At 62.1% G+C, this 23,334-nt stretch carries 17 protein-coding genes; 12 read left to right on the top strand and 5 right to left on the bottom strand.

Features of this window, described 5'->3' with window-relative positions; genetic code table 11:
* The first annotated feature begins 102 nt into the window (after positions 1-102).
* Both HMPREF9237_RS06220 and HMPREF9237_RS06215 read left to right on the top strand, forming a co-directional pair.
* A complete protein-coding gene (locus HMPREF9237_RS06220; RefSeq protein ID WP_016442886.1) occupies positions 103-606 on the top strand; it encodes a DUF4282 domain-containing protein in 504 nt (167 codons plus the stop codon).
* 218 nt (positions 607-824) lie between these two features.
* Positions 825-1,577, top strand: coding sequence for an HAD-IIB family hydrolase (locus HMPREF9237_RS06215; RefSeq protein WP_016442885.1), 753 nt, complete (start codon positions 825-827; stop codon positions 1,575-1,577).
* A 73-nt stretch (positions 1,578-1,650) separates the two neighbouring features.
* Here HMPREF9237_RS06215 and HMPREF9237_RS06210 read toward each other — a convergent pair whose 3' ends face one another.
* The gene (locus HMPREF9237_RS06210) at positions 1,651-2,091 is read right to left on the bottom strand and encodes an HIT family protein (protein ID WP_016442884.1); all 441 of its coding nucleotides are present in this window, start codon (positions 2,089-2,091) and stop codon (positions 1,651-1,653) included.
* 107 nt (positions 2,092-2,198) lie between these two features.
* Between HMPREF9237_RS06210 and HMPREF9237_RS06205 the strand changes: the two genes are divergently transcribed.
* Complete coding sequence (locus tag HMPREF9237_RS06205) at positions 2,199-5,099, top strand: leucine--tRNA ligase (protein ID WP_039899036.1); 2,901 nt, start codon at positions 2,199-2,201, stop codon at positions 5,097-5,099.
* Between the two features lie 126 nt (positions 5,100-5,225).
* The gene (locus HMPREF9237_RS06200) at positions 5,226-6,197 is read left to right on the top strand and encodes an aldose 1-epimerase (protein WP_039899034.1); all 972 of its coding nucleotides are present in this window, start codon (positions 5,226-5,228) and stop codon (positions 6,195-6,197) included.
* A gap of 12 nt (positions 6,198-6,209) precedes the next feature.
* Here the strand turns inward: HMPREF9237_RS06200 and HMPREF9237_RS06195 are convergent, their stop codons facing one another.
* Positions 6,210-8,087, bottom strand: a complete 1,878-nt coding sequence (locus HMPREF9237_RS06195; RefSeq protein WP_039899032.1) for a helicase HerA-like domain-containing protein — start codon at positions 8,085-8,087, stop codon at positions 6,210-6,212.
* A 118-nt stretch (positions 8,088-8,205) separates the two neighbouring features.
* On the opposite strand from HMPREF9237_RS06195, the gene HMPREF9237_RS08975 reads away from it, so the two are divergent.
* From HMPREF9237_RS08975 to pntB, 5 genes are all read left to right on the top strand, one after another.
* Positions 8,206-9,195, top strand: coding sequence for a ComEA family DNA-binding protein (locus tag HMPREF9237_RS08975; protein WP_016442880.1), 990 nt, complete (start codon positions 8,206-8,208; stop codon positions 9,193-9,195).
* 140 nt (positions 9,196-9,335) lie between these two features.
* Positions 9,336-11,834 (top strand): ComEC/Rec2 family competence protein, encoded by a 2,499-nt coding sequence (locus HMPREF9237_RS09305; RefSeq protein ID WP_196800260.1) that lies wholly within the window; start codon positions 9,336-9,338, stop codon positions 11,832-11,834.
* The gene (holA, locus tag HMPREF9237_RS09755; RefSeq protein ID WP_231366734.1) at positions 11,749-12,675 is read left to right on the top strand and encodes a DNA polymerase III subunit delta; all 927 of its coding nucleotides are present in this window, start codon (positions 11,749-11,751) and stop codon (positions 12,673-12,675) included. Before HMPREF9237_RS09305 ends, holA begins: the two co-directional genes overlap by 86 nt.
* Positions 12,676-12,831: 156 nt before the next feature.
* Complete coding sequence (locus HMPREF9237_RS06180) at positions 12,832-14,358, top strand: Re/Si-specific NAD(P)(+) transhydrogenase subunit alpha (protein ID WP_016442877.1); 1,527 nt, start codon at positions 12,832-12,834, stop codon at positions 14,356-14,358.
* 3 nt (positions 14,359-14,361) lie between these two features.
* Complete coding sequence (pntB, locus tag HMPREF9237_RS06175) at positions 14,362-15,840, top strand: Re/Si-specific NAD(P)(+) transhydrogenase subunit beta (RefSeq protein ID WP_016442876.1); 1,479 nt, start codon at positions 14,362-14,364, stop codon at positions 15,838-15,840.
* A 1,286-nt stretch (positions 15,841-17,126) separates the two neighbouring features.
* On the opposite strand, the gene rpsT is transcribed toward pntB, so the two are convergent.
* From rpsT to HMPREF9237_RS06160, 3 genes are all read right to left on the bottom strand, one after another.
* Complete coding sequence (gene rpsT, locus HMPREF9237_RS06170) at positions 17,127-17,393, bottom strand: 30S ribosomal protein S20 (RefSeq protein ID WP_016442875.1); 267 nt, start codon at positions 17,391-17,393, stop codon at positions 17,127-17,129.
* A 160-nt stretch (positions 17,394-17,553) separates the two neighbouring features.
* On the bottom strand, positions 17,554-18,066 hold the full coding sequence (locus tag HMPREF9237_RS08970; RefSeq protein WP_051107001.1) for a PH domain-containing protein: 513 nt from the start codon (positions 18,064-18,066) through the stop codon (positions 17,554-17,556).
* 123 nt (positions 18,067-18,189) lie between these two features.
* Positions 18,190-19,218 (bottom strand): LLM class flavin-dependent oxidoreductase, encoded by a 1,029-nt coding sequence (locus tag HMPREF9237_RS06160; protein WP_016442873.1) that lies wholly within the window; start codon positions 19,216-19,218, stop codon positions 18,190-18,192.
* 48 nt (positions 19,219-19,266) lie between these two features.
* Here HMPREF9237_RS06160 and lepA point away from each other — a divergent pair, with 48 nt between their 5' ends.
* The 3 genes from lepA to hemW are packed head-to-tail and all read left to right on the top strand — an operon-like array spanning position 19,267 to position 23,306.
* A complete protein-coding gene (lepA, locus tag HMPREF9237_RS06155) occupies positions 19,267-21,120 on the top strand; it encodes a translation elongation factor 4 (RefSeq protein ID WP_016442872.1) in 1,854 nt (617 codons plus the stop codon).
* Positions 21,121-21,122: 2 nt separating this feature from the next.
* Entirely contained in the window at positions 21,123-22,031 is a 909-nt protein-coding gene (trmB, locus tag HMPREF9237_RS06150) for a tRNA (guanine(46)-N(7))-methyltransferase TrmB (RefSeq protein ID WP_016442871.1), read from the top strand.
* A 6-nt stretch (positions 22,032-22,037) separates the two neighbouring features.
* Positions 22,038-23,306: a radical SAM family heme chaperone HemW gene (gene hemW / locus HMPREF9237_RS06145; protein ID WP_016442870.1), complete on the top strand. Its 1,269-nt coding sequence runs from the start codon at positions 22,038-22,040 to the stop codon at positions 23,304-23,306.
* The last annotated feature ends 28 nt before the right edge of the window (positions 23,307-23,334 follow it).

The raw sequence follows: 23,334 nt of genomic DNA, 5'->3' as shown, positions 1-23,334 counted from the left end.
GTGAAATGAGTACGCGCGCTTCCACTTTCTTGGTATTTTAAGTGTGAAGTGCCCCGGGTCATGATCCCGTCGTGGCCATCGCTCGTTACGGAAGGAATACTCATGAGCGAACAGAATAACCAGTTCCCTGATAATAACCCCGGTTATGGTCAGCAGAGCGCCCAGCCGGAACAGCAGTCCTACCAGCAGGGTTTTGATCAGCAGAATCAGCAAACCCAGCAGAATCAGGCGCAGGGCCAGGGCTATATTCCCGCCCCGCAGCAGGGCCAGTGGGCGCCTTCGGCGTACTCGGCGCCGGGCTACGGCTACCCGCCCCAGCCCCAGCAGCCGCAGAATCCCTCCGGCTTCGCGGCACTGTTCTCCACGAACTTCTCCACCCGGGTGGCGCGGTCCATCGCACCGATCATCATGATCCTCGCCTTCATTGTGGCCGGCTGCCACGTGCTCGTCTCGCTTTTCGCGATGATTAGCGTCTTTGGCGAATACACGCCTGCCATGGTTGCGCTTGCCGGAGTTCTCAGCTTCCTCCTCAGCCTCGTGGTTGCTGTCCTTATTATTGGCGGTGCCCGGTTGCTCTGCGAAGCAGCCATCAAAGACGAACAGTAGTCGGAGCGCAGCACACTACCGCCGGGCCCTCCGGAGCTAAAAATCCGGATACCCAAGCTGGCGAAACCCACCAGCGGGCTGATACATCGCGATGTATCAGCCCGCTGCGTCGTCGTAAGAATGTGTGGGTACCCTAAAACAAGGGGCATCTACTCTGCGGGTAGGTAGCGTTGCCTAGTTATTTCGCATTTGGGTGCTCGGTGCACCATACTGTGGCTATGACGTCTTACCGCCTTATTGCTTTTGACTTGGACGATACCCTGGCACCTTCCAAATCCGCGCTCCCGGAACGCATGGCGCGGGCCCTGCGGGCACTGCTCGATACGTACGACGTGTGCGTGATTTCCGGCGGCCAATTCGGACAGTTCGAAAGCCAACTCCTGGAAGGACTAGACGGCACCCCCGCAGAGCTTGCGCGTCTCCACCTCATGCCCACCTGCGGAACCCGCTACCTCGTTCACGAGGACGGAGCGTGGCGCGATGTGTACGTCCGTAACCTCACCGCGGAAGAACGTCGGGATGCCGCTCTGGCCCTGGAAGAAGAAGCACGGCGGCTCGGGCTGTGGGAAAGTAGCACCTGGGGCGAGATCCTGGAAGACCGCGGATCCCAGGTGACCTTTTCCGCGCTCGGGCAAAGCGCCCCGCTGGAAGCGAAACGCGCCTGGGATCCGAGCGGGGAAAAGAAAAACGCGCTGCGAGAAGCTGTCGCAGCGCGTCTGCCGCACCTGGAGGTGCGCTCGGGCGGTTCAACGTCCGTGGATATTACCCGCAAGGGCGTGGATAAAGCCTACGGAATTGCGGAATTATCCAAGCAAACCGGTATCCCCATCGCCCACATGCTCTTCGTGGGGGACCGCCTCGACCCCGCCGGAAACGACTACCCCGTTACCCGGCTCGGCATCGATACCCACGCGGTGCGGGACTGGACCGATACTGCCGACTTCATTGAGGAACTGGTGGGGCTGGCCTAGACCGTTGCGTGTGTGGCCTAGGCGAGCGGGCATAACGCAGTGGGCTTAGGCAACTTGGCTTAGGCAACTTGGCTTAGGCGAGGGAACTGAGCTGGGCCGGAACGAAGGAACCCCAGCCCTGCTGCCGCAGGGCCGCGCGTAATTCCTCCATGGCCGCATCCAATTCGGTGCCGGGAACATCCTTGCGTGCCGATGCGAAACTGGTGACGTTTTCCGAATCAGCCGGAATAACATGCAGGTGTGTATGAGGTACCCCGAGTCCGGCGATGACGAGCATCGCCCGCTCCACGCCGAAAGCCGCGATCTGGGCCTTGCCAATACGCTTAGCCACGATGAAGAGATGCGCGGCTGTATCGTCGTCAAGATCGGTGAAACGGTCAATTTCCGCGCGCGGAACAACTAGCACATGGCCGCGGGCGTGCGGCTCAAGAGTTGCGAAAGCAACGCAGACGTCGTCGGCCCAAACAAAACGACCCGGAATCTCGCCGGCAATAATTTTTGAAAAGACACTCATGGTGCCAGTCTAGTCACCGCTGTGGACGACCTGAGATTTGTCGGAGGAGAGAGCTACAATTGACCGAAGTCGACCGTCGAAAAGGAGTACCCTTGAGCGCTGAGGATATGACCCAGTTCCGCTACACCGCAGAACTGGCTAATGAGATCGAAGCCCACTGGCAGGAACGCTGGGAAGAGGAAGGTGCCTTCTACGCCGCGAACCCGGTTGGGGATCTCGCGGGGGATACCTCGGCGCCGAAGTTCTTCATCCAGGACATGTTCCCCTATCCGTCCGGGCGCGGCCTGCACGTGGGCCATCCGCTCGGCTATATTGCCACGGATACCGTGGCCCGCTACCACCGCATGAAGGGTGAGAACGTCCTCTACACCATGGGCTATGACGCCTTCGGACTTCCCGCCGAACAGTTCGCGGTGCAAAATGGCAAGCACCCGGCTATCACCACCGCGGAAAATATTGCCAATATGGCAGCTCAGCTGCATCGCCTCGGGCTTTCCCACGATTCACGGCGGGTTTTCTCCACCACAGATATTGATTACGTGAAGTGGACCCAATGGATTTTCACCAAGGTGTTTAATTCCTGGTTTGACCCGGATTACCCGCGCCGGGACGGGCGTGGCAACGGAGCGGCCCGGCCCATTGCGGAACTCGAAGCGAAATTCGCCAGTGGGGAAAAGGCCACGCCGGATGGTCGGCCCTGGGAGGCGCTCTCCAGGAAAGAAAAAGCGGATGCGCTCAGCGAGTACCGCCTGGTTTATATTAAGGAAGCCCCGGTTAATTGGTGTCCGGGGCTGGGAACGGTGCTTGCCAATGAGGAAGTCACCGCGGAAGGCCGGTCCGAACGCGGTAACTTCCCGGTGTTCCGGCGCAATCTTGCCCAGTGGATGATGCGGATTACCGCCTATGCGGACCGCCTGGTGAGTGACCTGGACACCATTGACTGGCCGGATAAAGTGCGGGCCATGCAGCAGAACTGGATCGGGCGCTCCCACGGCGCCACGGTTCGTTTTGAGCTTTCTGACGGCTCCGGGCGGGTCCTGGATGTTTATACCACCCGCCCCGATACTCTCTTCGGGGCCAGCTTCATGGCCGTTGCTCCCGAACATGAGGCCTTGGGCGGAAGTGAAGCGGGTACGGATACGGATGCGCAGGCACTCCGGGTTCCCGATAGCTGGCCGGAAGGCACCCGCGCAGAATGGACTGGCGGATACGCCACTCCGCGCGCAGCGGTTGCGGCCTACCGGGCGCGCGCCGCCGCGAAATCGGATATGGAACGCACCTCGGATACTCACGAAAAGACCGGCGTTTTCTCCGGGCTCTTCGGGATTAATCCGGTCAACGGCGCCAAGGTTCCGGTTTTCGTGGCGGATTATGTGCTGGTCGGTTACGGAACCGGTGCCATTATGGCGGTTCCTGCCCATGATGATCGCGACTGGGCTTTCGCGCGCGAATACAATCTGGACGCTATCCGCACCATCGGCCCGGCGGAGGATCCGTACGGCCCGGACCTGGAAGAGGGTGCCTACACCGGGGATGGCATCCTCGTTGATTCCGCCAATGAGGAAATCTCCCTCAACGGCATGACGAAATCCGAATCCATGGCCGCTATTATCGCCTGGCTGGAAGAACGCGGTGCCGGAACCGCCACCGTCACCTACCGCCTGCACGATTGGCTTTTCTCCCGCCAGCGCTACTGGGGTGAGCCCTTCCCGATTGTTTGGGATGAGGAGGGTATTGCGCACGCGCTACCCGAATCGATGCTCCCCTTGGAGCTGCCCGAAATGGAAGACTTCTCGCCGGCGTCTTACGATGCCGACGACGCAAATTCACTGCCCCAACCTCCGCTGGAACGCAACCCGGAATGGGTGAATGTGGAGCTTGACCTGGGTGATGGTCTCAAGAAGTACCGCCGCGAAACCAATACCATGCCGCAGTGGGCAGGTTCGTGCTGGTACGAATTGCGCTATGTGGATCCCACCAATTCGGATAGCTTCTGCGCCCCGGAAAACGAAGCCTACTGGATGGGCCCGCGTCCCGAGGCCGGTAACACTTCCGGAGGGGTGGATTTGTACGTGGGCGGCGTCGAACACGCGGTGCTCCACCTGCTCTACGCGCGTTTCTGGCACAAGGTCCTCTTTGACCTGGGTTATGTTTCCTCTTCGGAGCCTTTCCACAAGCTCTTCAACCAGGGCTACGTACAGGCATATGCCTATACCGATGCTCGCGGGGCCTACGTGCCGGCCGATGAGGTAGAAGAACGCGAAGAAAACGGCGAAACGGTCTTCTACTACCGGGGGGAGAAGGTCAACCGGGAATACGGGAAGATGGGCAAGTCCCTCAAGAACATCATCACACCTGATGATATGGCTGATCAGTACGGTGCGGATACGTTCCGCGTCTACGAAATGTCCATGGGTCCGCTTGATGTTTCCCGGCCCTGGGATACCCGCGCGGTGGTAGGTTCGCAGCGCTTCTTGCAGCGGCTGTGGCGCAATATCGTTGATGAGCGCACCGGCGAGGTGACGGTCAGTGACGCGGCTCCGGATACCGAAACCGCTAAGCTCCTGGCCCGCACCATCGCGGGAGTGGCTGATGATTACGATCATATGCGTATCAACACCGCGATCTCCAAGCTCATTGTTCTCAATAACCATCTCACCGGGCTGACGGCGGTACCGCGGGAAGCTGCCTGCGCTATCGTGGCCATGGTGGCACCGGTGGCCCCCCATATTGCCGAAGAACTCTGGGCACGTTTGGGTAATAGCGGCCTGGTCGCGCGCGCTGCGTTCCCGCAGGTTAGCGACGCAGCGCTGCTGGTGGATGACACCGTGACCTGCGTGGTGCAGGTGAAGGGTAAGGTCCGCGCCCGTCTGGAGGTACCCCAGGATATTTCCGATGCGGATCTGACCGCCCGGGCCCTGGCTGAAGAACGGGTGCAGGCCTTCCTGGAGGGCGAACCGCGCAAGATTATTGTGCGTGCTCCGGGACTCATCAATATCGTTCCCTAAAGCGGAACGCAGGCAAGTCTCAGGCTCTGCTGGGGTCCGAGCCTGAAATGCTCGTTCACGCCCGTGAAGTGGGCGCCAATCCAAGGGGAGGAACCCGCGGGAGTAAGGAGGAATATCGTGGCACGTATGCGAATCACAGCGCAGGACTTTGACGGTAACCCGGCGTGGCTTCTTAGCGCACCGGGCGGAGCCAGCGCCCTCGTAGCTGCACGCGGGGCCACCCTCCTCTCCTGGAGTCCCGACGGGGAGGTGTTTTCCGGATACCGTAACGGTGCCGAACTGGAGGAGGCAGATGGGGGGCGTGGGCTTATCGAAGCCCCCTGGGTGGGGCCTCTCGCCGGCGGGTGCTACACCTGGGATGGGCAGAGCTACCGCCTCGAAGCGGATACCACCGGGCGGTGCTTGCGGGTCCACAGCTGCGAATTCCGGCGGGAACGCTCCGCAGATGCGCTTATTTTGCGCGCGGAGCTTCCCGCGGTAGCGGGCTACCCGTGGCCCGTGGGAATCCAAGTGGTCTATGCGCTGGGGGATTCCAGCGCGGGAACCCATCATCTTTCCGTCAGTCTGGAAGTGACGAACCGGGGTGAGAGCTGCGCCCCGGTGGCGGTCGCGTGGAACGGCTACTTGCGTTTCCCGCAGCTCGCTTCCATTTCAAAAATGTCGACGACGGTTAGTGCGCGCACCAAGATCGCAGCCGATGCCCACGGAATCCCGGCTCCCGGCGATGCCGCGCTCACGGGGGTAAGCACCCCCGTGGAGTGGCCGGTACTCGGAGCTAGCCGTATCGACTCCACCTTCACCTCGCTGGTGCCCACCAGTGACGGAGTCGTGGCAACCGTGCTGACCGATCCAGCTCGCGAACGCGATATCATCCTCGCCCAGGAACCGAGCGAAGCACCCTATGTGCGGCTATGGACCGGGGATACTCTGGAACGCGGGGCCCGGGAAGCTCTCCTGGTTGCCCCGGCCTCTGCCTTGCCCAATGCTTTTAATCGTTCGGATCAAGTGGGGCGCGTGGCGCTAGCGCCGGGCCAGTCCCGCAGCCTCACCGTCACCATGAGCTATCCGGCTACCTCTGCTCCGTATGCCCGAAAGTAAGCGGAATCCGCGCTAGCGCCGCCGCCCGAAAATCGAATTAATAATTGAACGGCCGAGTGACCTTCCGGCACTGCGCACCACCGAATCAATTGCGGCATCGCGGCGCCGGGCCTGCCGTTGCGCCTCCTTCTCGGCATTCCGTTGGGCCTGCCGAGCCTGACGCTCCGCTTCCCGCTCCGCGGCCGCCAGTTTTTTCTCCGCCTCGCGGGCAGCTTTCTTCGCCGCGGCTTCCGCGGCCCGCCGCTGCTCTTCAGCTTCTTTAGCAGCCACCGCGGCAGCTTCTCGTTGCGCGCGCCGCGCGGCAACAGCGCGGGCAGCACCTTCGCTTGCGGTATCCCCGGCTATAGGAGCAGGCCGGGGTGTGGTGCCAAGAGCGGTGCTCAACGCGGCCGGTCCGGCTGGGCCCATGATAGAGCGCGGCGCCCAGAGCCGGGTAGGGGCCACGGCCGTAGGGGCGCCGTCGTCGCCCAAACCTGTAACCACAGCCTCGCCGGTGCCGAGCGCGGGTAGCACGGCCGCTATATCGAGGGGTGAGAAGGGGAAGGTTTTTGCTGTTTCCTTGAGAATCTTCACGTCCTTGGGCGTGTGGGCGCGCAGCGCGTGGTGAATGCGGGTGCCCAGCTGCGCGAGCACCGATTCGGGAATATCCTGCGGCGTTTGAGTCACGAAGAAAACGCCTACACCTTTCGAGCGGATGAGGCGCACCACGCGGGTAACCTCGTCCACGAAATTCCGGGAAGCGCCCGAGAACAGCAGATGCGCTTCGTCGAAGAAGAACACCAGGCGGGGCAGGGGAGTATCGCCCACTTCGGGAAGATCGGAAAAGAGCCGACTGAGTATCCACATGGTGAAAGTGGAGAAAAGTTCGGGCATATCGCGCACGTCGGGAAGTTCGAGGGCGGAGATAACACCGCGTTCGCCTTCGTGGGCGATGAGCTCGCTGGGGCTAAAGGACGGGCGCTGGAAGAACATGTCTCCGCCCTGCGCAGCCAGGGCTGATACCTCGCGCAGAATCACCCCGGCGGTGGCGGTCGATACCCCGCCAATACCGGATAGCTCCGCCTTCCCCGCCGTGGTCAAATAATGAAGTACCTCGCGCAGATCCTCCAGGGTGTACAAGTGCAGATTCTCTTTTTCCGCCCACGCGAAAACCAAGGCCAGCGCCGATTCCTGGGTGTCATTTAGTTTCAGGGCCCGGGCTAAGAGCAAAGCACCGAAATCTTCCACCGTGGAACGTAGCGGCACCCCGGTTGATTCGGTGAGGGAATACAGGTGGAGCGGGAACGAGGCACCGGACCAATCCTGCCCTAAAGCTCGGGTGCGGGCCGTGAGCTTATCGGAAGCCACGCCCGCTTCGCACAGGCCCGACAGATCTCCTTTAATATCGGTGAGGAAAACGGCCACTCCGGCCGCGCTCAGCTGTTCGGCCAGCAGCTGGAGAGTACGAGTTTTCCCGGTTCCGGTTGCTCCGCACACCAGGCCGTGCCGGTTGAAACTAGCGAAGGGCAGCCGCACCAGAACATCGGGGCGCGGATTCCCAGCCGGGTCCAGGTAGGCGCCCAGGGTGAGAGCCGGGCCCGATATCTGGTAGCTGCGGGCAACCTCGCTCGCGTAATCCTCACCGGTGCTTTCTGGCGATTGTTCCGGCGACGCCGCCGCCGGCTGCGCCGGTGAGCGCTTCTCTGCCGCGGTGGCGGTGGTTATGGTGTCCGCGCCGTCCGCGCCTTCCGCTCCTGCCGTGGCATCGGCGGCGGTGGCTACTGCCGGGGAGGCTGCGGCGGCAAGTGCGGCATCGAGGCGGGCCTGGGCGAGTTCGGCTTCGGCGCGGGCAGCTTTGGCAGCGGCTTCGGCCGCTTGGGCACGCAGGCGAGCAATATCGGCGTCGTTCATACCAATATTGTAGAGCGGGCAATGGCCGTGGCTATCCACAGCTCGGCAAACGTTAGCGTTATCCCCAGGCCAGTGGGGCTGCCAACGCTGGGTGTGCCTCGGTGTGCATGATAGCCCCATGAATGCTTCTCTGCCTCGCCCTGCCCCGCGCCTGAGTCTGCCCTTTAACGATCCTCTCAACGAAACCCGCGGGGATCCGGGTGCGGGTGCGCCGCCCGGCCAGAGCCCGGTACGGGATTTCGCCACGCTGGCCCTCGGTGCGGGCACCGGCGAGGATATCGCCGTGCTCACCACACCCGCGCAATCATCGCGGTGGCGGTGGTCACCCCGCGCGTTGGGCGCCTTTGCTATAGCTTTGCTGGGCGGGCTGCTCATTCTCGGGCTGCTGGTATGGCTCGGGCGCGGTGGTGGTCCCGTTTCCGCCAACCCCGCAGCGGTGCCACCGGGAAGCAGTGTGGCCAGTTCGGGTTCCAACACGGAAAATCCGGCTGTGGTATCTACCGATCCGCAGGCTTCGCCGGGCCCTTCGCACGGCCGGGTAATGGGTAGCACACCTGGGCCGGCTGGCCCTACCGCGGGAGAATCCGCTCCCGCAACCATCGTTGCCTATATTTCTGGTGAAGTGGCCACTCCGGGAGTGTATAGCGCTCCCGGTGGGGCACGTGTCAATGACCTCGTGGAATTAGCCGGTGGGCTCACCCCGAATGCGGATGGCGCCGCGATCAATCTTGCCGAACCGGTAGCGGATGGCTCCCATATTCATATTCCCGCTCCCGGTGAAGCACCGCGAGCACGCATCGGCTCTGGAGCTAGCACAAGCCCGGGTGGGAGCGGTGGTAGCGCAGGTGGGAATAGCGGTGGGGCGGGCGGCGGCGCGGCCGGTGGGGATAAAGCATCTGGGAAAGCCGGCTCGGGTGCCCTGATCAACCTTAATACCGCCTCAGCCAGCGACTTGGAGAGCCTCCCCGGGGTTGGCCCGGCTACCGCTCGGGATATCCTCACCTGGAGGGAAAACAACGGCCCCTTTACCGCTCCGGAAGATCTTCTTGAGGTCCCCGGTATTGGACCAGCTAAATTTAATAAGCTTTCCGCGCTGGTGACAGTATGATCCGCAAGCTCGATGTCCCGCGCAGTCGCAGTGCCAGGGGCAAGCGCAGCGATCTGTGCAAGCCTAGGGTGTTCGGCGATCCCCGCACTCGCAGAAGCCAGCGAAGTTCGCATTGCGCGCATGCGGGCCACGGTCAGGATATGCGCCTCCTTCCATCAGCCGCCGCGGCCCTGGGCGGGGCGTGGGCGGCGCTGAGCGGGTATGCGCACTTCGGATTCCTCGGTGCTGCCCTGTGCATCGTGGCAGCTTGGGCAGTAACCGGGTATGCCCGGGCGCATCCCGGCCGGCGCGGGAAAGCAAGCGGGGTGGTTTTGAGTATCCTCGCGGTGGCGTGCACGCTGGGTGCTACCAGTATCGCCGGGCTGCTCGCCCTCTCTGCCGCGCATATCCCGGCAGTCAGGGGAAGCGTGGAACTGGATGCCTATGTCATGACCCGCCCGGAACCCTCCACTATGCCGTGGGGAGAAGAAAAATGCACGGCGCTGCTGCGCCCCGCAAAGATCACCACCGCTGGCCCGAACGGGGTGCAGCTTGCCAGCGGCCCCCGCGCGCGAATCCGAGCGGAAGTTCCCTGCACAGCCCTGGCGGGTCAGCGCGTGTTTGGGCAGGGCCGACTCACCCCCGCGCACGGGCGGCGGGAAAGTGCCCGCTGGTCCGGGCCTGCCCTCCAAACACGCGGGAGTGGCGCGCTGAGCGCCGGCATCGTTCACCGCATCGATACCGCGCTTGCCACGCTGCTCTCCACCCGCCCTGAGCACGCCCGCGGCCTTATCCCCGGGGTCGCCCTCGGAGACGATAGCCGGGTATCCCCGGAACTGGAAGAAGCCATGCGCACAACGGCCCTTACCCATCTCATTGCGGTCTCCGGGGCTCATGTATCCCTTGTTCTCGGCATCATTATTATGGCGGTGGGCCGGGCCCGGCCCCTGCGTACCGCGTTAGCGGGAGTGGTGGGTTTAGGTGGACTGGTTATTCTGGTGGGACCCGCGCCCTCGGTTATCCGGGCGGCACTCATGGGCCTGGTGGTTCTCGCAGCAGTGGGAATGAACCGCCGAAGCCAAGCTATCAATGCCCTGAGCTGCGCGAGCATCACCGCTGCCCTCATTGATCCGTGGCTCGCAACCGGCTACGGTTTCCTGCTCTCCGCCAGTGCCACCCTCGGAATTATCTGCGGAGGATACCCGCTTACGGAACACCTCAGCAGGTTCTTCCCGGCCGCACTCGCCCGGGTCGTTGCCATTCCGCTGGTGGCCCAAATCTCCTGCCTACCCGTACTGCTCCTCTTCACCGAAGCTGGGTCGCTGTGGGCGGTTCCGGCTAATGCGCTTGTGGCACCCGTCGTCGCACCCCTCACTATTTTCGGACTTGTCGGGGCGCTCACCGCACCGCTGTTCCCGGTGCTCGCCGGCCTCGCCATCTCCTTTGCGCAACTGGCCACGTGGTGGATTGACCACGTAGCCCGCGCCCTTGCCTCCCTACCGGGATCGGGAATTCCCCTTGTCCTTGCCGGAATCGGTCATATATGTGCGGTCTTGGTGCTCCTGGTGATACCCCGCCTGAGCGCAATCCTGATTCTGGTGGCCGCCCTCGTGGCCCTCGGGCTATCACGAGGGCCGGGCGCTACCGTGATTCCCTCCAACTGGACGGCGGTGCAATGCGATGTGGGCCAGGGATCAGCTTTCCTCTACCGGGTGCGCGGATACACGATAATGATTGATGTTGGACCTCGCACTCCCGCCGCTGCTCGCTGCCTAAGCGATGCTCAGGTGAGTCATCTTGATCTCCTCATCCTCTCCCATTTTCACTCCGATCACGTGGAAGGGTTACGCGACGTTCTCAGCACCGCAACAATCAGCGCGGTATGGATATCTCCAAATTCCGCCCCGAAGCCCCAGTCCCGCACCGCACTCGACTTACTCGATTCCCATTCCATTCCGGTGAACGTGGTAGCCGCAGGAACAACCTTGCGGGTAGATGATGTTCCCATCGCCCGGATTCTTAGCCCGCATCCGGGTGCGCGTAGCATTCCCGAGGAAGCCAACGCGGATTCCCTCGTGATCCTCCTCGACGCTGATGGTGTGGACAGCCCGGGCCGGGCAGCTAACGCCGGCGCGAGCGGTGGCACTAGCCAGGCTGCTCAACGCATCGTGGTTCTCGGAGATGCGACTGCCCCGGCCCAAGAACGCCTCGTGGGGGCGGTCGGGCCGGTTGATATCGCCGTCGTCGCCCATCACGGAAGCGCGGACCAATCCGCGCGCCTCGCCCGTGAACTTGACCCCGCAATTGCCCTGATATCCGTGGGGGAGAATAGTTACGGGCATCCCTCCGCACGCGTCTATGAGCTTTATTCCGGTGCCCAGATTTATCCCACCCTCGCGTGCGGGGCAATCGCATGGGCGGAAGGGGACCTCGTTTCCGAATGCGAGGAGCCACCCACGCAGCCCACGCCACCCAAGCCACCCGCCGTGCAGCAGGTGGGTTATGACATGAGAGAATGGAGCTATGGCAGCCAAAGAACGCGCGGTCGGGTACGACGCTCTCCGCTTAGAACCGGTGATCCTCATCGTTGGCGCGGAACCGGTCCTTGCCGAGCGCGCCTGGGCCCGCCTCATCAGCCTTGCCCGCCAGGCGCACCCTGAGGTGCAGGTCGTGCGCGTGGACGCGGCAACCTATGAACGCGGGGCCCTCGCCCTGCACACCTCACCTTCACTTTTTGGTGACCATTGCATCGTCATCGTCACCGGCGCCGAACATATGAATGACGCGTTCCTCACGGAGATGCTCGCCTACCTACCGCAGCCCAATGCGGATATTCCCGTGATCATCCAGCACGGGGGAGGTACCCGCGGTAAAAAACTCCTTGACGCTATCGCGGCGGGTGGTTGGCAAGTAGCCCGGATCGAAAAAATCAAACGCGATGACGATAAGGCGCGCTTGGTGACAGCGGATGTGCGGGCCGCCGGGCGCAAAATCACGGACGGGGCGGTGCGGGCGCTCGTTGATGCACTCGGCCAGGACCTGCGCGAATTACTCAGTGCCACCTCCCAACTCCTCGCGGATGTGGAGGGGATGATCACCGAGGACCATATTCGGGATTTCTATGCCGGGCGCAATGAAGCAACACCCTTTGAGATCGCGGATGCTGCCTTGGCCGGGCGTACCGGCCAAGCTTTGGCACTGGCCCGCCACGCTTTCGCCACCCGGGTCAACCCGGTTCCCATCGTGGCGGCGCTCGCGGCGAAACTGCGCCAGCTCGCTATTGTCCAGGCGCCTGGCATCACCCAGCGAGAATTGAAAATGGCGCCCTGGCAGGCCCAACGGGCCCGCCGGGAAGCACGCGGGTGGAGCGATGCCGGACTCGGGCAAGCCATTCGAGCGGTGGCGCTCGCCGATGAACAGGTCAAGGGTGCCTCCCGCGACCCGCAGTTCGCTGTTGAACACGCGATTATCACCATCGGGCGCGCCCGGCGCACGCGGTAGCGACTAACCCGCACAGTCTCACGCTTGCCGGGGTGCTCAGGCCCCTTCGGGAAACGTGGAATAATAAGGAATGTCCCGCGGCGGCGCGACAATGGCGTATCTGGAGCGCCGCCCACGCAGACCGCAGCACGGTAGTGCTGTACTGAGGAGCACTTTATGCTTGTTGGAATACCACAAAGTACCCGCCCGGGTGACCCCCTGGTGGCGGGCACCCCCGATACCGTCGCCAAGCTCATCGCTTTGGGCTACGAGGTCGTGGTGGAAACGGGGGCGGGGGAGGCCTCGTCCTACCCCGATAGCCAATACGAAAGCGCGGGCGCACGCCTCGTTTCCGCGCAAGAAGCCTGGGCTGCGGATATTGTTTTAGCCACCGACGCCCCGGATGTGAGCTACCTTGACCGCATGAGCCGCGGCGCCACCCTCATTGCGCGTATGAACCCGGCCGGCTCGCCCGAGCTTATCGAGGAACTTTCGCGCCGTGAACTCACGGCCCTGGCGCTTGACGCAATTCCGCGTATTTCGCGCGCTCAGTCCATGGATGTACGTTCCTCGATGGCCAATATTTCCGGCTACCGTGCCGTTATCGAAGCAGCCTCCCACTTCGGGCGGCTTTTCACCGGGCAGGTTACCGCCGCCGGTAAGGTTCCCCCGGCCACCGTCTACGTTATTGGAGCGGGAGTTGCTGGGCTTGCGGCGGTTGGCACCGCCAATTCCATGGGTGCGATCGTCAAGGCAACGGACGTGCGTGCCGATGTTGCCGAACAGGTTCAGTCCATGGGTGCCGAATTCGTGGAGATCCCGGTACGCCAGGAATCCGCGGACGGTTACGCCCGTGAAATGACCGCGGATCAGGCCAACGCAGCCGGGGTGGTCTACGCCCGGGAAGCAGCCGCGGCGGATATTGTTATTACGACGGCGCTCATCCCCGGCAAGCCGGCCCCGCAACTATTGGACTCTGCGGCGGTAGCCGCCATGAAACCCGGCAGCGTCATCGTTGATTTGGCGGCGGCTAACGGCGGAAACGTGGCCGGTACTCGCCCGGGAGAAGTTGTCCACACCGAGAACGGCGTCACGATTATTGGCTACGAAGATCTTGCCCTACGCCTGCCCGGCCAAGCCTCGCAGCTTTTCGGGCAGAACCTCGTCAATTTCCTCAAACTCACCACCCCGGGTAAGGACGGCCAGCTGGTGCTGGATACCGAGGATGATATTGTGCGCGGTATTCTGGTCACCCTCGGGGGAGCGGTGGCCTGGCCGCCCCCGCCCATCAAGGTCTCGGCCGCGCCGGCTGCGCCTCCAGCGCCTCCCGCACCGCCGGCCGCCCCTGAACCGTCCCGCCCTAGCCCGTTGCGCTACCTGTGGGCCGGGCTGGCAGCGGCGGTAGCCCTGTGGATTCTCTTCACGGCCCCGCCGAGCATGACTTCGCATTTCATCGTCTTCATGCTGGCCTGCGTGGTGGGCTTCTACGTCATCACCTCGGTGACGCACGCGCTGCATACACCGCTCATGTCCGTAACGAACGCGATTTCCGGAATCATCGTGGTGGGGGCAATCCTCCAGCTCAGTTCGGGACATCTAGCCGTGACCATCCTTGCCGCTATTGCACTCACCCTCGCTTCCATCAATATTTTCGGTGGATTCTTGGTGACTGCGCGCATGCTGTCTATGTTTAAGAGGAGCTAAGCCGTGCTCACTACTATTAACGACGTCCTTGCCCTTGCCACCCCGAACTTGGGTGGTCTCAAGGTTGCTTTCAGCGTGCAAACTGTCGCCTACCTGGTGGCGGCCCTGCTCTTCATTCTCGCTCTGGCCGGGCTTTCCAAACAGGAAACCGCCGCGAAAGGTAATATTCTGGGCGCCATTGGAATGGTGTTGGCCCTGGTCGCCACCATTATCGTGGTTCTCGCTTTCCCCACGGAGGCTTCTTCCACTGTTGTTGTGCTGGTGCTCGTGCTCGCCCTCGTGGTGGGCGGCGGCATCGGGATTTGGAGGGCCCGCACCGTGGAAATGACGGGCATGCCCGAACTCATCGCTCTGCTTCATTCTTTCGTGGGCGCGGCAGCGGTGCTGGTGGGCTACAACTCTTTCCTCCAGCAACCCGGGGAAGATTTCTCCCCCACAAATGCCTTCCATATGGGCGAAGTGGGCTTGGCTGTGTTCATCGGCGCGATCACCTTCACCGGATCGGTATGCGCCTACCTGAAACTCGCGGGGAAGATTCCCGGCAAGCCGCTGGTGCTCCCGGCCCGTAATCTTCTCAATTTGCTGGCGATCCTGGCGTGCCTGGGGCTTATTATCTGGTTCGCCTGGACCCGCGGGGTAGGGGCCGGCCTCATTCCCCTCATCCTCATCACGATTATTGCGCTGCTGCTCGGGGCACATATGGTGCTCGCGATCGGCGGTGGTGATATGCCCGTCGTCGTATCAATGCTCAATTCCTACTCGGGCTGGGCGGCAGCGATGGCTGGCTTCACCCTCGGCAATGACCTCCTCATCATCACCGGAGCGCTGGTGGGGTCCTCGGGCGCGTATCTCTCCTACATCATGTGCAAGGCCATGAACCGTTCTTTCATTTCTGTGATCCTCGGCGGTTTTGGGTCCGACGGCGCAGTTACCGGGGAGGCGCGTGACTATGGCAGCCACACGGAAACCACCGCGGCGGAGGTGGCCCAAGAACTCGCGGACGCCAGCTCGGTGATTATTGCCCCCGGCTACGGTATGGCCGTGGCCCAAGCCCAATATCCGGTGGCGGAGCTGACGAAGAAGCTGCGCGATAACGGAACTGAGGTACGTTTCGCTATCCATCCGGTGGCCGGGCGCCTGCCCGGGCATATGAACGTGCTGCTGGCCGAAGCGAAAGTCCCCTATGACATCGTGGAGGAAATGGACGATATTAACGATTCCTTCGCGGATACCGATGTTGTGCTGGTTATCGGGGCGAATGACACGGTCAATCCTTCGGCTTCCGAGCCCGGTTCGCCCATCGCGGGTATGCCGGTGCTGCATGTGTGGGATGCCAAGAAGGTGATTGTCTTCAAGCGATCCATGGGCAATGCCGGCTATGCCGGGGTGCAAAACCCGCTGTTCTTTAATGAGAATACCGATATGCTGCTCGGCGATGCCAAGGCATCCGTGGATGCCATCAATGCGGCTTTCCCCGGTTAAGGTAGCCTCGCTCCCGCGCCCAAGCCCGGGCGCGGCCGGGGCAAGCTGAACAACTATAGCCACACGAGGAATCCCTCAGCTAGCGCAGGTGGCCGGAACGCTTTTCAGGTTCCGGCCACCTGCGCTACGTGTATATCGCGGCAATACCGAAATACATAAGCCAAAGTTCCACACATGAGACGGGAGTCACGTTATAATGAAAGTGTCAATTACTGTGGAATGAAGAAGAAAGGAGGGAGGAATATGCGCTCAAAAAGGTATTTCTATTTCTCACAACTTGCACTCGGAGCTACTCTGGGAGGCTGCATTGGGAGCGCATTAGCAGGTGGTCGTTCCTGAGTCGTGCAACTTTAGTGACCCGGTTGTCCACGCGCATGTTAAATCTGCACGACTAGCGCAATACGAATTGCGCGACTCAAGCGCTAGTGCGTGCCGGGCGTCCGGCACCATCGCCGCTCAAAGCACGCCGGTGCCGTTGGGGCAGGTGTAAGCCACGGCCGAAAAACAGCCCCGAGCCGCTGCCACGCGCCACATCCACGAGGTGGGCAGAGAGGTGTCAAGTGCGCATTCTGGACCGTGTAGGTGCCATAGTGCGTGTTACAGACACGAAATCGGGTGTAAACACGGTGCTCTGCCGCGCGCTTCGTTTGCTGACCCAGTTCGTGCGGGTCCGCATCCGGATACATTCCAACGCCGCACCACCATTAGTAACTATTTTGTCTATTGGCCCCAGGCGTGGCACCCGAGGAGGTGCCCAATTTTACGCAGAAAATGCGGCACGACCCCGGTCAAGCTAAAACAACGCAACCGATTAGTGACCCAAAACCACCAACCACAACCCCCTGAACAGGGCAAACGTCGAAGAAAAACCTAAAATCCAAAAAGTTGCACGACTCAGGTGCGCTCAAAAAGGTATTTCTATTTCTCACAACTTGCACTCGGAGCTACTCTGGGAGGCTGCATTGGGAGCGCATTAGCAGGTGGTCGTTGGTACGACTACGCTCTTATTCCCGCCCTTATCACTCTTGCGTTACTCTGCCTTGCGCTATGGCAGCGGCACCGTGAAAACGAAGTACGCGCTACGCTGCGCCGTTTGGAAATAGAACGCCGCGGTTTGGAAGCGGAACGCGAGGGCGAGCACGAAGGAGAAGAATGAGAAAATTCGTGAGGGATACGAAAAGCGGCTGGAACGCCTAGGTTCCAGCCGCTTTTCTCTAAGCATCAGCGCGGTAGATATAACAGATACAACCGCGCCGGAGGTCCGGCCTGCACGGCCGGAGCACAGCCTACTTGGCCAGTGCGTTCACGCGCTTAGCGAGCTTCGACTTGCGGTTCGCCGCCTGGTTGCGGTGAATAACACCCTTGGACACAGCCTTGTCCAGCTTGCGGGAGGCCGCGGCCAGGAGGGTTTCCGCCTCTTCGGCATTGCCGGCTTCCACGGCAAGGCGGGTCTTACGGATGTAGGTCTTCAGTTCCGACTTAACGGCCTGGTTGCGAAGGCGACGCTTCTCGTTCGTCAGAACGCGCTTCTTCTGCTGCTTGATATTAGCCAATGAAATATCTCTTTCGGTCAATCGCTAGGCGATAGATGAATATGGTCGGAGAGGGAAGCGTTCCTCGTAGGACTGCGGGCGTGGGGCACCCGTGGTTGTTACGAAAGAACAAGGACTTGCCACCCGACCGGTGAAAGTCCATCTCCAAACACTACCAGAATCAGGCGGTTTCGCGCGAGGTCCCGGTGTGAATCCCCTCTCCCGCACGCTTGTCCAATAGCGTATTCAGAAACGTGGTGACAGCGGGAAGATTCGCAATGCGGCGCAGAGTGACTGTGGCGCCTGACGTCGTCGTCACAAGAAGGGAACCGGAGGTCCCGGTACCCGCAGGTTGCGCATCCACCCGTGCCACCGCGGCGAGCGGAAGATCGTGCCCGAGCTTTGTGAACACCCCACGCCGGGTAATAATCCGGCGGTTGGTAATACTCACCGTGCTCATATACCACTGCAGCCACGGCCACCCGGCTATCGCAATAAGCGCGAGAACCCCGGCCGCTACCACCAACCACCCGGCCAGCGGCTGCCACCTACCCGGCAGCGCTACCACCCCGAGCACCGCGAGGAACACCACCGCCGCGGCACCGAGCGCCCGCGGCAGCAAATGCCGGGCATCGGGGTGCATATGGACAAGGAGTTCTTCGCCGGTTCCGAGTAGTTTTTGCGACAGAGGCATACTCACCATCGTGCCACAAAGAAAACGCGGGCGTGCGAGGCGGCCGATAGCGTGGGGGAAAAGAAACGCGAAGCTGCGCGATACGGTACGACGCCGCGCCTAGCTGCCAGCGCGGCTCCTTCCTCAGCTATCCAAGCCGTAGCCACGCGCGGTGAGCTCCAAGCACGCCAGTGATTCTTCATGCGAGGTAGCCTGCACCGAGATCATCAGTTCATCGGCCTGTGCATCGCGGGCGAACTTTTGCAGGTAGTCACCTACCTCGGCCGCGTCCCCCACCGCGGTGTAGCGGAGCATATCGAGGATTTGGCGGGCCTGCGCACTGTCCATGACCGCATCAAGATCCGCATCGGAGATATCGCGGCTCGGCGTCTCGCGCAGCAGCATATTCCGGACCCGGGCCCGCTTGACCCGCTCAAATTCGCGGGCGGCTGCCTCGGAAGTTTCTGCCGCCGTCACATTCACCGCCGCAATAACATAGGGCTCGGCCAGCTCCTCCGAGGGCTGGAAATTCTCCCGGTAGTGGGCGATAGCCTCGTGGAGTAGGCGCGGAGCGAAATGGGAAGCAAAGGAATACGGTAGGCCCAGCTGCGCGGCCAGATCCGCTCCGAAAAGCGAAGAACCCAGAATGATGAGGGGCACGTGGGTGCCCTGGCCCGGATAGGCCGCCACCCCCGGCACCCGGGAGGCATCCCCGAGGAAACCCTGGAGTTCCACCACATCACGCGGGAAATTCTCATAGGCGCTGGCATCGCGGCGCAGCGCGTAGAGGGTGCGGCTATCGGTGCCCGGAGCCCGCCCGAGCCCCAGATCAATACGCCCAGGATACATTTCCGCCAGCGCCCCGAATTGTTCAGCAATGACGAGCGGGGAATGGTTAGGGAGCATCACCCCGCCCGCACCCAGCCGAATTCGGGAGGTATGCGAGGCAACGTAGCCGATGATAATCGCGGGGGAGGAGGAAATCACCGTGGGCATATTGTGATGCTCGGTGTACCACACCCGGGTGTAACCGGCGGCTTCGGCGCGCTTAGCGAGGTCCACGCAGCGGTGCAGGGCCGCGGCCGGAGCTTCGCCGTCGTACCGCGTAGCGAAATCTAACACTGACAAAGGAACATTCATGGCAACTCCCGTGACCGATATATCCATATCCATTATGGTCCAAGGACTATACTTGAGCAGAGTTTATTGTGAAGGAGAGACGTGCCTATTTCTTCCGCTGAGGAATCGCGCGCCATTATTCCGGGCGCGACGGCGCCCGAGCGTATCCGAAATTTTTGCATTATTGCGCATATTGATCACGGAAAGTCCACGCTGGCTGACCGGATGCTCCAGCTCACCGGGATTGTGGAGCAGCGCGAAATGCGTGATCAATACCTGGACCGGATGGATATTGAGCGTGAGCGCGGCATCACCATCAAATCGCAGGCCGTGCGTTTGCCGTGGTCGGTGGAGGGGAAAGCCTACGCTCTCAATATGATTGACACCCCGGGCCACGTGGACTTTTCTTATGAGGTCAACCGTTCGCTGGCGGCCTGCGAAGGCGCGGTGCTGCTCGTGGATGCCACCCAGGGAATTGAAGCGCAGACCCTGGCCAATTTGTATATGGCCATGGAAAACGATCTCACGATTATTCCCGTCCTCAATAAAATCGATTTGCCTTCCGCGCAGCCGGAAAAGATCGCGGAAGAAGTGGCTTCCCTCCTCGGCGTAGAACCGGAGGAATGCCTAGCCGTTTCCGGGAAAACGGGGGAGGGCGTGCCCGAGCTCCTCGATCGGATCGTCGCGGAGATTCCCGCGCCCTCCGGGCGTTCGGACGGGCCGGCTCGTGCCATGATTTTCGATTCTGTTTACGATATTTATCGCGGGGTCGTTACCTATGTGCGTGTGGTTGATGGTGAGCTGACCACCCGCTCGAAGGTGCGTACCATGGCCACCCGCACCGAACACGAACTCCTGGAACTGGGCGTGATTTCCCCCGAGCCTACGCCCACCACCGCGCTGGGCGCCGGGGAAGTCGGCTACCTTATTACCGGTGTGAAGGACGTACGCCAAACCCGCGTGGGGGATACCGTGACCGGTGCGCGCGAGAGCGCTACGGAAGCCCTGCCCGGCTACCTCGATCCGAAACCGATGGTGTATTCCGGAATTTACCCGATGGACGGCTCCGATTTCCCGAACCTGCGCGAGGCCCTGGAAAAACTCAAGCTCAATGATGCTTCGCTGGTTTACGAACCGGAAAGCTCGGTGGCCCTCGGTTTCGGGTTCCGCTGCGGCTTCCTGGGCCTGCTCCACCTGGAGATTATTCGCGAACGACTCGAGCGGGAATTCGACCTGGATATTATTGCCACCGCGCCTTCGGTGATCTACCGGGTCATCACGGATGCCGGTGAAGAACTCACGGTTACGAACCCCTCGGAATTCCCGGAAGGGAAAATTCGGGAGATTTACGAGCCGACCGTGCGCGCCACGATCCTGGCTCCTTCCGATTACGTGGGTTCCATTATGGAGCTGTGCCAGGAACGCCGCGGGGCGCTCCAGGGCATGGATTACCTCACCGCCGAACGCGTGGAGATTCACTACGTGCTACCGCTAGCGGAGATCGTCACCGATTTCTTTGACCAGCTCAAATCCCGCACGAAGGGCTACGCTTCCCTCGATTACGATATTGCCGGCGAACAGCCCTCCGATCTGGTCAAGGTGGATGTGCTGCTCAATCACGAACAGGTCGATGCTTTCTCCGCCATCGTCCACAAGGACAAGGCCTACTCCTACGGCAATGAGATGACGAAGAAGCTCAAGACCCTCATTCCGCGCCAGCAATTCGAGATCCCGGTGCAGGCCGCGGTAGGTTCGCGCATTATTGCCCGCGAAACTATCAAGGCTCTGCGTAAGGACGTGCTTTCCAAGTGCTACGGCGGCGACGTCTCGCGTAAACGCAAACTGCTCGAGAAGCAGAAGGAAGGTAAGAAGCGCATGAAATCCATCGGGCGCGTGGACGTGCCCCAGGAAGCTTTCGTTGCGGCCCTCACCTCCGAAGCACCCACGGGGAAGTAAATATGTCCGAGCGTCCCGAAGATTTACGCGCGGTTCGCCCGGATTCCGCACCGCAGCAGCACGACGGCGCAGCCGGGCCCTCCGCACCCGAGCGCTCCCAATGGCGCATCCGCTCTTTCTCCCTGCGCGGTTCGCGCCTGGGTGCGCGCCACGAAGAAACGGTGGCCCGCCACCCCGAGCTTTTCGTGCCGCTGGCCCCCGGACCCCAGGCCACCACGGTAGCCCTGGATGCCCGCTGTGACCTCGGGCAAGTTTTCGGCCGCCAGGCCCCGCTCGCCGTGGAAATCGGTCCCGGTTCGGGCGAGCACGGCGTCTCCTTCGCCCAGCGCCACCCCGAATACAATGTGCTGCTCGTGGAAGCCTGGGCTCCCGGTGCGGCGCGCTGCGTGGCCAGTATTCTGCGCGCGGGCGTTACCAACGTGCGGGTGCTGGAAGCTGATGCCGCCCAGGCCCTCCCGGTCCTCTTTGGGCTGGAATGCGCTGGCTTGGTTCGCGGGGAAGATGTGACTGCCTGCGGGCCGGCGCGCAGCGCCACCCACCCCAATGCCGCGAATCCGCGCGCCGAGCAGGTGTGGACATTCTTCCCCGATCCCTGGCGCAAAGCCCGCCACCACAAGCGCCGCCTGGTTGCCGCGCCTTTTGCCACGGTGGTGGCCGGGATGCTCCGGGAAGGGGGCACCTGGCGGCTGGCCACGGATTGGGATAATTACGCCTGGCAGATGCGCGACGTCGTCGAAACATCCCCGTATTTCACGAATCCGCACGCCGGTGAACGCCCCGACCCCGCGGATCCCACCCCGGAACGCGGCGGTTTCGCGCCGCGCTGGGAGGAACGCGTCCTCACCCGTTTTGAGGAACGCGGTATCGCGGCCGGGCGCACCATTCACGACATTCTCGCGGTGCGGGCCTAGGCTCCGATGGCGTCCCTCCCGCACGGCGAGCCGGCTCCGGCCTCCGGTACGCTCCCGAACCCAGATGTGAGCGCCGGTTTTTCCGCCTACATCCACATTCCTTTTTGCACGGTGCGCTGCGGTTATTGCGATTTCAACACCTACACTAAGGCGAGCTTCGGGCCAGGTGCGGGCCGCGATGATTTTCCAGCTTCTCTCGCCCGTGAAATAGCGCTTTCACGGGAGGTTCTCGACACCGGCACCAACCGCGCCGCGCTGCGCACCGTTTTTTTCGGGGGCGGTACTCCCACCCTGTTGGATGCCGAGCAGCTCGTCGCGGTACTCGCGGAGCTGGAGCGCGCTTTCGGTCTAGCCGAGGGTGCCGAAATCACCACGGAATGTAATCCGGAATCCGTGGACCGCGAGGCCCTCGCGACCCTGCGGGCTGGCGGTTTCACCCGCATCTCTTTTGGGATGCAATCAGCTGTGCCCGAGGTGCTGCGCACCCTTGACCGCCAACACAGTCCCGGCCAGGTCGAACGCGTAACCGGCTGGGCCCGCGAGCTTGGTTTGGAGTATTCTCTCGATCTCATTTACGGGGCACCGGGGGAGACGATGGCGCAGTGGCGCACCTCCCTGGCCGCAGCTCTTGCCCTCGAACCCGCGCATATCAGCGCCTACGGGCTCATGGTGGAGCCCGGCACTAAAATGGGGATGCAGGCCCGCCGCGGTCTCATTAGCCTCCCCGATCCGGACGAACTTGCCGATAAATACGAGGTCGCGGATGATATCCTCAGCGCGGCTGGCTACCGCTGGTACGAAATTTCGAATTGGGCCCGGCCCGGTCACGAATGCCGCCACAATTGCTATTACTGGGAGAACGCGAATTGGTGGGGTTACGGCCCCGGCGCGCACTCGCATATTAATGGGGTGCGGTTTTGGAACGTTAAACATCCGCGCGCGTATGCGGATCGGGTCTGGGCGCGCGGAATAGGGAACAACGACGGCGCCGCCGCGCCACGCGCGGCGGGCGGGATAGCCGCGAGCCAGCCGGCCATTACGTCGCCGGCCCTGGAGCGGGAAATTCTCAGCCCGGCCGAACAACGCGAAGAAAAAATCATGCTCGGTATCCGGATGCATAGCGGAATTGATATCCCGCGGGGCGTGGACGCCGCGGTGGTGGAGGGCCTGGTCCGGGATGGTCTAGTCGAGGCAGAAACCGCGCGCGCCGGGCGCCTCGTTCTGACCCGGCGCGGGCGGCTCCTGGCTGATACGGTGACCCGGGCTCTTTGGTAGAGCTGATCCTGGTATTTGAAACGGATAG

This window comes from Actinotignum schaalii FB123-CNA-2, from assembly GCF_000411135.1.
Lineage (GTDB): Bacteria > Actinomycetota > Actinomycetes > Actinomycetales > Actinomycetaceae > Actinotignum > Actinotignum schaalii_A.
This window is presented reverse-complemented; position numbering and strand designations above follow the sequence as displayed.

Excerpts from the sequence above, each read along its gene's own strand:
- HMPREF9237_RS08975 (WP_016442880.1), top strand. The coding sequence starts at position 8,206 with ATGAATGCTTCTCTGCCTCGCCCTGCCCCGCGCCTGAGTCTGCCCTTT.
- HMPREF9237_RS09305 (WP_196800260.1), top strand. The coding sequence starts at position 9,336 with ATGCGCCTCCTTCCATCAGCCGCCGCGGCCCTGGGCGGGGCGTGGGCG.
- HMPREF9237_RS06205 (WP_039899036.1), top strand. The coding sequence starts at position 2,199 with ATGACCCAGTTCCGCTACACCGCAGAACTGGCTAATGAGATCGAAGCC.
- HMPREF9237_RS06210 (WP_016442884.1), bottom strand. The coding sequence starts at position 2,091 with ATGAGTGTCTTTTCAAAAATTATTGCCGGCGAGATTCCGGGTCGTTTT.
- HMPREF9237_RS06195 (WP_039899032.1), bottom strand. The coding sequence starts at position 8,087 with ATGAACGACGCCGATATTGCTCGCCTGCGTGCCCAAGCGGCCGAAGCC.
- HMPREF9237_RS06180 (WP_016442877.1), top strand. The coding sequence starts at position 12,832 with ATGCTTGTTGGAATACCACAAAGTACCCGCCCGGGTGACCCCCTGGTG.
- hemW (WP_016442870.1), top strand. The coding sequence starts at position 22,038 with ATGGCGTCCCTCCCGCACGGCGAGCCGGCTCCGGCCTCCGGTACGCTC.
- HMPREF9237_RS06160 (WP_016442873.1), bottom strand. The coding sequence starts at position 19,218 with ATGGATATGGATATATCGGTCACGGGAGTTGCCATGAATGTTCCTTTG.
- HMPREF9237_RS06220 (WP_016442886.1), top strand. The coding sequence starts at position 103 with ATGAGCGAACAGAATAACCAGTTCCCTGATAATAACCCCGGTTATGGT.
- HMPREF9237_RS06215 (WP_016442885.1), top strand. The coding sequence starts at position 825 with ATGACGTCTTACCGCCTTATTGCTTTTGACTTGGACGATACCCTGGCA.
- HMPREF9237_RS08970 (WP_051107001.1), bottom strand. The coding sequence starts at position 18,066 with ATGCCTCTGTCGCAAAAACTACTCGGAACCGGCGAAGAACTCCTTGTC.
- trmB (WP_016442871.1), top strand. The coding sequence starts at position 21,123 with ATGTCCGAGCGTCCCGAAGATTTACGCGCGGTTCGCCCGGATTCCGCA.
- HMPREF9237_RS06200 (WP_039899034.1), top strand. The coding sequence starts at position 5,226 with ATGCGAATCACAGCGCAGGACTTTGACGGTAACCCGGCGTGGCTTCTT.